Source organism: Argonema antarcticum A004/B2 (assembly GCF_023333585.1).
Taxonomy (GTDB): domain Bacteria; phylum Cyanobacteriota; class Cyanobacteriia; order Cyanobacteriales; family Aerosakkonemataceae; genus Argonema; species Argonema antarcticum.
Genome location: NZ_JAIQZN010000092.1, coordinates 19,428 through 28,515 on the forward strand (window position 1 = coordinate 19,428; position 9,088 = coordinate 28,515).

Here is a 9,088-nt window from a genome sequence, read left to right on the forward strand (position 1 = left end):
ATCTAGCTACCTTTCAATTTTGAAACCCTTAATCCGCAAGCTTTCCAGCACTTTACTACGCTCTGATCAGTCTAATTAGACTGATCGGCGTGCAAGCAGGGATTTTCAGAACATGAGAAAAAGAACGGTTATTCCCATACAAGGAATAGCCCGATGAAGATTTCGATCGAATTAACGAGTATTGGGGTGAGCAATGGTAACGCCAGCGCTACCCCTCAATGAATGGCTCAACAGCGGCGTAGACCCCCAGGTCTACGCCCTCAACGTCCGCGTCCTCACAGGGGACGCCCCCTACGCCTACCTCCTCTACGAAATTAACGCCGCCTCCGGCCTCGTCCACCCCGACGCTCAATGGGGATGGGCCCGAAAAAAATACAGCCACATCGAAGCTGGCGGCTGGTGGTGTTCGGGACTCGACCCCCTCAACAACTGGCAACCCATGTTGTGGGGCAGCTTCAAACCCAACCAGCCACGCCTTGCCTTTAACCCCAAAGACAAGCTCAAACCCATCAAATACGAGCATCCACCCAAAACTCCCACCAGAGCCTTCTTCCTGCAAGTCCCAGACCGCATTTGGGAGAAAGTCTCCCAACGCTATGGCGTCCCCATCAACTTTCAAGACCGACAACACGGCTTCTGGTACTGGGTGTGGGCCAAAAACATTCCCGTTATCATCGTCGAAGGCGCTAAAAAAGCAGGCTGTCTGCTAACCTTGGGCTACGTCGCCATTGCCATCCCCGGCGTCACAATGGGCGTCAGAACTAAGAACGAGTTAGGACACAAATGCAACCCTTATCTCATCCCGGAACTGCAACACTTCGCCACACCAGGACGAGAAATCTACATCTGCTTCGACCATGACACCAAACGCCAAACCATCCAGAACGTCAACCGGGAAATTGACAAGCTGGGCCAGTGCTTCCATGCTGCCAAATGCCAGGTGAAAGTCATCAGCCTGCCTGGGCCAGAGAAAGGCGTCGATGATTTCGTAGTAGCCCGTGAAAGAAGCTCCGGAGCAGGGGAGCAGGGGAGCAGGGGAGCAGGGGAGCAGGGGGGCAGAGGGGCAGGGGGGCAGAGGGGCAGGGGAGAAAATACCATTAATTCTTTCCCACCTTCCCCATCTCTCCCATCTGGGGATGAAGATGCTTTCAGTGACCTCTATGAGGCCACGAACTTTACGAGCCAATGGAACCAGTCTCTCCCATCTGGGGGTGAAGATGCTTTCAGTGACCTCTACGAGGCCGCACCAGCATTCTCATTTTGGCAAACTAGGCAATCATGGCAACTAACCTATCCGGTGGCTTTACGACTCTGCCAGCGCTATCTGGGAGAAATACCCTATCCGGAGTCGGGGTTAGTGGGCATCAAATCGCCCAAAGGCACTGGTAAAACCCAAGGTTTGATTGAGCTTGTCTCAGATGCCCTTGACACAGGCTCCCGTCGCGTGTTGATAATTACCCACAGGATTCAACTGGGCAGAGCCATCTGCGATGCTTTGGGAGTCAACTACATCGACGAAACCAGAGACTCACCAGTAGGTAAACTGTTCGGATACGGCCTGTGCATCGATAGCCTGCATCCCCGATCGGCGGCAAAGTTCAATCCAGAAAACTGGGAAGGAGCGATCGTGATCATCGATGAGTGCGAACAAGTCATCTGGCACGCCCTGAACTCTAGCACCTGCTACCAGAACCGGGTGGCTATCTTGCAAACCTTCCAAGAACTGATCCACAACGTCTTGACCAGTGGTGGCTTAGTCGTTGCCCAAGATGCCGACTTATCCGATTTGTCGATCGACTACCTAAAATCTTTAGCAGGCATCCAGATCGAGCCTTGGATTGCGGTTAACGAATGGAAACCAACCAAGGGACGGGACGTAACTTTCTTCGCCACTAGCGACCCGGCTCCAGTGTTCACCCAGATGGAAAGAATTTTATCTCTTGAGGTCAGTTGTTGCGATATCGACAGCCGCGCCGAATGCTGCCCCATTCAGCGACATAGCACTCCCATCATGGTGGTAGAAGATTCCCAAAAAGTCAAGGGAAAATGGTCTTGTACCAACTTGGAAATCCAACTGAAAAAACGATTTCCTTCTAAAACAATTCTCAGAATTGATAGCGAGTCAGTAGCCAACCCAAACCATCCAGCTTATGGCTGCGTGGAGAAAATTAATACCATCATCCAAAACTACGACATTATCATTGCCAGTCCGACTATTGGCACCGGGGTTAGTATCAACATTCAAGGTTATTTTGCCGCCGTTTTCGGTATTTTTAAAGGAGCAATCGCGGTTAACGATGCTTTGCAAGCTTTAGCGCGTGTCCGAGATGAAAATGTGCCTTGGTTTGTTTGGACTAAACAATTTGGCTTGGGTAAAATTGGCAACGGTAGCGCTAGTTATCGAGCGATTCTCAAATCTCAACATAAAGTCATCAAAACCAATCTCCGTTTGTTGCACGATGTAGACTTTGATATTGATTCTGCCTACGATCCAGTTCACTTGCGAACTTGGGCAAAGATGGGGGCGAGAATTAATGCCGGAATGTGGGATTATCGAAAGATTATTTGGGAGCTTTTGAAAGCTGAAGGTCATCAAGTGCATCTGTGCCGCGAGAATCAATTGCAGCAACAGATTAGTTTTTTGCAAACGCTAGAAATAGCGGCTCATAATGCCGATGATTACGAACAAAAGGAGGAATTATCCGAGCAGCTAGTCAAATTACAAGAAGAGTTAGAACAACTAGAAACCGCAGCTGCTTGTGTTAGCGAAGAAGCCAAAGTTATCAGACAAGAAAGCCGGGTTAATTCGGCAGAAGCGGTTACGGGTGTTAAGAATATTAATAAGTCTGAATACCTTTTGTTGAAAGACAAACGTTCTAAAACGCCGGAGGAATTAAACGCTGTTCGCAAATATCAACTAGAGGAAACTTATGGGGTGACCGTTACGCCGGAATTGGTACTAAAGGACGAGGACGGCTGGCTGTCCAAGATCCGCCTCCATTATTACCTGACTCACGATTCGGAATTTGTCAAGAATAGGGATAAAAATCACTTAACAGGACATCGGGAAAGGGGCAATGGGAAAGTTTGTCCGCAGGACTTGCGATTTATTACGGCACAGGTAGAAGCGCTTAAGAAATTGGGAATAACTTATTTCTTCACACCTGAAGTTGAGTTTAAAGGAATTGACTCAAAGGTGATAGAGTTTAGCAATCTCGTTAAGCGGTGCAGTCAGGATGTCAAGGACTTTTTGGGGATAAATATCAATCCCAATGCTCCGCCAATGGAGGTGGTGCAATATATGCTGGGTGTAAAGTTAGGGTTTACTCTCAAACGCATTGGTTTTGAACGGATAGAGGAACGCGACGCCTCTTTTAGAAGGAAGCGGGTGAGGGTTTATCAGTTCCAATTCCCTAATGATGGCAGAGAGGCGATTTTTTCGGCTTGGTATCAGCGGGATGTTGAAGCTGTGGAAAGGTTTGCTGAGGCGGCGGCGAGTGAATGTGGTAGTAAGGGGTTGGATCATTCTATAGGGATATCAGGGGGTGTACCACCAGATACTGTTGACCTAGCTATTAGTGGATCGGGGTCGGATACATATATAAGTATTTCAGGGGGTGTACCACCAGATACTGTTGACCTAGCTATTAGTGGATCGGGGTCGGATACATATATAAGTATTTCAGGGGGTGTACCACCAGATACTGTTGACCTAGCTATTAGTGGATCGGGGTCGGATAATTCTATAGAGATATCAGGGGGTGTGCCACAAGAAACTGTTGACCTTGAAGATGGTGGTGAGGGGTCTGATAACTATATAGATATCTCTGGGGGTGTACCACAAGAAACTGTTGACCCTGCTATTAGTGGATCGGGGTCTGATAAATATATAGGGATATCTAGGGGTGTACCACAGGAGAGCTTACGACCAGCTCTTGAGGCCCAAGTACAGGGCGTGGAAGATGAACCATTGGAAGCGACACCACCAACAGAAGGACAGGGAGAGTCGGAAGCGATCGCTGCCCCAACTGCACCGGAAACTGCACTCCTATGGCTGAAAGTTGGCTCGGTGGTGAGGTTCGGTGGTGAGGTTGAGAAATATGTGGTAAAAGCTGTCTCAGGTACTCAGGTGATGGTGCGATCGCTCTTTTCTGGACTATTTACCCATACTTACGCACACCGATTGGAACTGGCTGATGGGGGGACGGGATGACGAGTGGCGATGCCTTCAGGGGGCGCTTGTCGCCCCCTGAAGTTCGGGAGAGCGGATCGATGGGAAAGTCTGGCATCCGCACATTAGCATATTTAGGCAGCATCGCCCCAGATGCCATAGAACGAGCATCAGCCAGAGCCGAATTCTGGTATCAAGTCACTAGCAACCTAGATCAACTAGCGCGATCTGTTCAGCTAACAGAAGAAGAACTTGCCAAACTCACAAGAGCGATCGCACAAAAAGTGCAGCCAGTAGAAGCTAAATTTTTGCTATCGAGCCAAGAACGTAAAATTTTGGGCAGAATAAATTTGGTTTGACTAAAGAAGAGTCGCGATCAACTGCATTTTGCAATACTTGTTCATCGCGACTCTTCCCCTTAAGTTGATTATGGCGTTCTGACAACTGATGGTGTTGATTATGTTCGTCATCGGTTATTTGAATCAGTCGAACAACTAGAGGAATTGCTACATCAATTATTACAGCGCTTTGCGCTGTTATGAGGTACAATAAAATATCATTTTGTAGCCAAAGGTAATGAAAGCGTATTCGGTTGAGTTTCGCAAAAGAATAGTGATAGCCCATTTGGTAGAAAAGATGTCAATCAGGAAAGTAGCTACCCAATTTGCTGTCAGTACAAGTTTAGTCCAAAAGTTGGTGAATCTTCAACGAACAGAAGGAAATTTACAGCCCAAACAAACGGGAAAACCACAATTTAGCCACCTGACCAATGCGGAACCAGAAATCAAAGCATTAGTAGCAGAACATCCAGATGCAACATTAGCAGAATTATGTGAATTATTTGCTTCTAAAACCGGAAATTGGGTGAGTCAGTCGGCCATGTGCCGCTATTTACAAAAATTAGGCTTAAATCGCAAAAAAAAACCTGGTACAGCAGCCAAGCGGTGACAGAAAGAGTCCGAAAATTGAGAGTTGAGTATTGGGAAAAAATCAAACATATTCAGCCAGAAAATCTCGTATTTTTGGATGAAACTGGCATTCTACTAGGGTTGACCAGAACTCATGCTCGTTCCTATCCAGGCACAAGAGTAACCGAACTAAAACCATTTTATCGGGCTGCTAAAGTGACAGCTATTGGCGCAATTAGTATTAATAAAGTGCTGGCATTAATGACAATGAATGACTCAATGGATGGCAAAGCATTTGCTGTATTTATTGAAAAGTTTTTATGTCCTCAGTTATGGCCCGGAGCGGTAGTAGTCATGGATAATTTACCCGCCCATAAACTAGCATCTATTGAGCCTATGATTCAAGCTGTAGGTGCAAGTGTTATTTGTTTATCTCCCTACTCTCCAGATTTTAATCCCATTGAACTCTGGTGGTCACAACTCAAATCTTTTTTGCGTAAATTCGCTCCCACTAACACCTTGATGGTTGACAGAATCATCAAGGTAGCTCTCCATTTAATCAATCCTCAACATTTGAGAAATTGGTTCGCTCGTTGCTGCTACTGTACCTCATAACAGCGCAAAGCGCTGTAAATGAAGGAGGACTCGTAATTAAATGGGAGCGAAAAATTAAAAATAAAGGGAATGCTGTTTGTTCGGTTTAGCTGCGTAGCTGCTTAGAACTTGACGCAATCCACATCCACCACCCGAAAATCACTTTTATAACTCTGAGGAGTCAGAGCATCGATAATATCATCGTGTCGCAACAGTTCACCCCGTCCATGCCCTAAAATCTGCGCTAAGTACAGTTCGTTATCAGTATCGTTGTTATTAAATACTTGATTGCAGACCGACGCATAGATTGCCCTCAGTCCCTTATAGGTAAAAAACTCATGCTCTATTTCCCATTTCTTCTTCAAAACTTTCACAAAATCGCTTAAATCCCCACTGTAGCGACGGTTAGCTGCATCCGGGGTATCAACCACCTTACTATTATCTTTCAGCCATTGGTGAGCTTTTACAACCAAAGAAGCATCAATCAACACTGGTATCTCATAGCTGGGATTTTTCTCGAAATAAAAAGCCGCATCACCTTTGGCTTTTAATTGCCCGGTAAAGGCAACGTGAGACTTATCAACATATTCAAACTTAGTAGCACGGCGATGAATTTCAGCTAACCTTCTGCCAGTCACAATTGCTAAACTAACCGATACCCGTTTCCAGTCACGCGGTTTTAATTGCTCGATTTTAGTAAGAGTAGCGGTTGCTAATTCATAAAGCGGTTTAAAACTAACAGTCTCTTTTTCTTTTTTCCGTTGTGCTACCCGACGCTCTTGCAGTCCTTTCTTTTGATTAGCAATATCGGCAATTTGAATTTTTATTTGCCGTTTGAGCATTTCCAAACATGATTCTAATTGCTTGAAATAAACCGCCGTTTTCTCGGTTTCTACCAATTCCGTTAATATGTTAACAATGTGGGTGCGGTATCTCAGCTTGGTGAGAAAACTTAATCCTCCATCACCCTGTTCTCCAGGTTGCGTATTCAGCCAATGGATAACCCGATAAGCCAAACCAGCTATATCGCCGTGTATCGCCTCATCCCAACTGCCATCAGAATGCCATCTGGACTGGACTAATGCTCGGAATTCTCGATATAAGCCATGAGTCCAGCTAACTAAATCTTCGTTGTTGAGTTTTTCTACTTTAACATTGGCGTAAGCACTATTCGCCTCTATCACTTCTAAAGGTACATCAGGCATTAAAGCGATCGCTACCCGAAGAGCTTTGGTGGCAGTGACTAACTCATCAATTAGCTGACCTTTCCGCATTCTGGAGGCATTTGGAACCACACTTGATGCCAGTTTTCTCAAGCCGTCTAGGGTGAAGTATTCCAATTCTTCCCTTGAATATTTGCAGATTCGCTCTCTCTTCTCTGCTTGTAATGCTGCTGTCATATTTATCGCCACATTACCTGTATTTAACTCCTGTATTAAGTCAATTATACTTCCTCTCTTTGAGTCTTGTCTAGAGATATTAGCAGTCGCTAAGGCGATTAGGACAAAGATTCCAAAGCCAATTGTCATACCAAATCCGGGGAACGCTACCTCCTTTTTGTCGTAGACAAGGCAGTCCCGATCACCGATGTACCTCCGGTAGGCGTAGCCAACGCTCACTAGCAACAATCGAAGTGGTACTTTCAAGTCAGAGGGCAGAAGCCAGAAGCCAAAAGGAAAAAAAGACTTATACCCAAAAGGAGGTTATCAAGGCGGATTTAGTATCAATCCCAGGTTTTGAAATGTCCTATGTTGTGGCCGTTGCTATATTAACTCCCCTTATCTATATACCAGATATCTATCTCGGCATATATCCTTATCCAAATAGTCTTGTAATTATATTGCTCACCGACTAATCTATAGATATGACGATTAGAGAGGGCAAACCAATGAACTGGCAACAGATAGGTAAGGAACTGGTAGAGGGATTAGAGGGGATAGAGGATGAAGAAACTATCAGATTGGCTTGCGCGGAAGTAGTTCAAAAAATCTGCTCGACTTACAGCAATCCTCCTAGTAGAAGAAACCCGCTTACTGATGTAAGGAAGGAAATTCAAAAATGCTATCCAGCTACAGGAAAACAAACTGCTCCTTACCAATATTTCACCGATAGCGGTAAGGGAAAAATCAAACGATGGGAGCATTTAGCACTTAAACACCTCACTCTTTCTAAACAAGATTGGGATGAGCTTAGAGGCGGTTCTACCCAAGATGAACGGCTTTTAGAAACGGAAATTCCAAAACAGACTAAGGAATTCAGGATCGAAGATATGAATATCAAGCAATTAGAATTAGACCCGGAAACTGAAACAATGGTAAAGCAAGCGCTGGCACAATCTGAGATGAATTTAGCGGACTTTATTCAAAAAGCTTGCCAAGTTTACGCTAAGACTATCACGGGAAAAACTAGGAAACATAATGAAGACCTAGCAACAGTAGCGACTGAAAAACTACTTAATGATGTTTCCTATAGTACACACCCAGGTAGGGCTCTTGAACTTACTAAAAGAGCTATCCGGGCAATTGAAATTTATAACGATGAAATAGCACCAGCTAACAAAGACAGATGGTGTATTACTCAGACTGCCATCGCCGAGTTAACAGGTTCTAGAGCAGCAACGGTGAAGGAAGTATTGGCTGATTTCAAACAACTCATTGACGACCATAACGCCAAATACGAACTAAATCCATACAGCAATCGGAAACGGGGAACTTCAATTACGGAGGCAATTAAGCTAGCTTTCTTAGTGTCAGATGGGATAATAGATTAAGCATTAAAAACCTAGAAGTGGGGCTAGCGGTGTAATCTTGCTTGGACTATAGCTCTAGCCTGGAAGTTGAGGGATCTCAATGAAGTTGCAAAGGTGATCTACCGCCGCTTATCTCAGTCATTGGGCGAGAGAGTCCAGCCCAGAGGCAAACTTATCCTCTGCCAGCAGACACATAACTTTACGCCATGCAGCCTCGCCTTCCGGTTCGACAATTTCAAACACCCGTGCAAAACGTTGTCGTTGATCGCCGGATAACTGATTCTCCAAACACAAGCCTTGTTGTGTAAGGGTCAATCGCTTGATCCGGCGATCCGTTGTGTCTGGAGTGGACTCGATTAGTCCCAATTGGGTTAGTTGCCGTAATGGAACGTTCAAAGACTGTTTGCTGATGCTAAGGATGAGATTGGCGATCGCACTCAAGGAGATCAGGTCGAATACCCAAACGACGATCTCAAAGCAACACAATTGCCTTTTGGTGAATGGGCTTTAACGCACAAAGATGGTCGCGCTTATTAATGATACCGCCACGCCAACCGCGCTGGGTTCTTACGCAGATTTGGTGAAAGGGTTAAAAAGGCTAGAGAGCAGGCGTCGAGGATTGAGCCAATAATGTCTAGATTGATGTAAGCTATGGCGTAATCAGGG

The 9,088-nt window shown here is 45.5% G+C and carries 7 protein-coding genes; 5 read left to right on the plus strand and 2 right to left on the minus strand.

The features are described from left to right. Positions 1-193: 193 nt before the first annotated feature. The 4 genes from LAY57_RS28300 (at position 194) to LAY57_RS28315 (ending at position 5,694) form a co-directional block, all read left to right on the plus strand. Complete coding sequence (locus LAY57_RS28300; protein ID WP_249070515.1) at positions 194-4,213, plus strand: plasmid replication protein, CyRepA1 family; 4,020 nt, start codon at positions 194-196, stop codon at positions 4,211-4,213. Continuing rightward, positions 4,210-4,530, plus strand: coding sequence for a hypothetical protein (locus LAY57_RS28305; protein WP_249070516.1), 321 nt, complete (start codon positions 4,210-4,212; stop codon positions 4,528-4,530). The genes LAY57_RS28300 and LAY57_RS28305 overlap by 4 nt, the downstream gene beginning before the upstream one ends. 277 nt (positions 4,531-4,807) lie before the next feature. Then, entirely contained in the window at positions 4,808-5,119 is a 312-nt protein-coding gene (locus LAY57_RS28310; RefSeq protein WP_249070517.1) for a helix-turn-helix domain-containing protein, read from the plus strand. Next, positions 5,116-5,694 (plus strand): transposase, encoded by a 579-nt coding sequence (locus LAY57_RS28315; RefSeq protein ID WP_249070518.1) that lies wholly within the window; start codon positions 5,116-5,118, stop codon positions 5,692-5,694. The genes LAY57_RS28310 and LAY57_RS28315 overlap by 4 nt, the downstream gene beginning before the upstream one ends. A 101-nt stretch (positions 5,695-5,795) precedes the next feature. Here LAY57_RS28315 and LAY57_RS28320 read toward each other — a convergent pair whose 3' ends face one another. Then, positions 5,796-7,202 (minus strand): protelomerase family protein, encoded by a 1,407-nt coding sequence (locus tag LAY57_RS28320; protein WP_249070519.1) that lies wholly within the window; start codon positions 7,200-7,202, stop codon positions 5,796-5,798. Between the two features lie 359 nt (positions 7,203-7,561). Between LAY57_RS28320 and LAY57_RS28325 the strand changes: the two genes are divergently transcribed. Beyond that, entirely contained in the window at positions 7,562-8,443 is an 882-nt protein-coding gene (locus LAY57_RS28325; protein ID WP_249070520.1) for a hypothetical protein, read from the plus strand. 117 nt (positions 8,444-8,560) lie between these two features. On the opposite strand, the gene LAY57_RS28330 is transcribed toward LAY57_RS28325, so the two are convergent. Further along, positions 8,561-8,908, minus strand: coding sequence for a MarR family winged helix-turn-helix transcriptional regulator (locus LAY57_RS28330; RefSeq protein WP_249070521.1), 348 nt, complete (start codon positions 8,906-8,908; stop codon positions 8,561-8,563). Positions 8,909-9,088 lie beyond the last annotated feature (180 nt).

Coding starts and splice junctions, on each gene's coding strand:
- LAY57_RS28305 (WP_249070516.1), top strand. CDS start 4,210: ATGACGAGTGGCGATGCCTTCAGGGGGCGCTTGTCGCCCCCTGAAGTT.
- LAY57_RS28300 (WP_249070515.1), top strand. CDS start 194: ATGGTAACGCCAGCGCTACCCCTCAATGAATGGCTCAACAGCGGCGTA.
- LAY57_RS28320 (WP_249070519.1), bottom strand. CDS start 7,202: ATGACAATTGGCTTTGGAATCTTTGTCCTAATCGCCTTAGCGACTGCT.
- LAY57_RS28325 (WP_249070520.1), top strand. CDS start 7,562: ATGAACTGGCAACAGATAGGTAAGGAACTGGTAGAGGGATTAGAGGGG.
- LAY57_RS28310 (WP_249070517.1), top strand. CDS start 4,808: ATGTCAATCAGGAAAGTAGCTACCCAATTTGCTGTCAGTACAAGTTTA.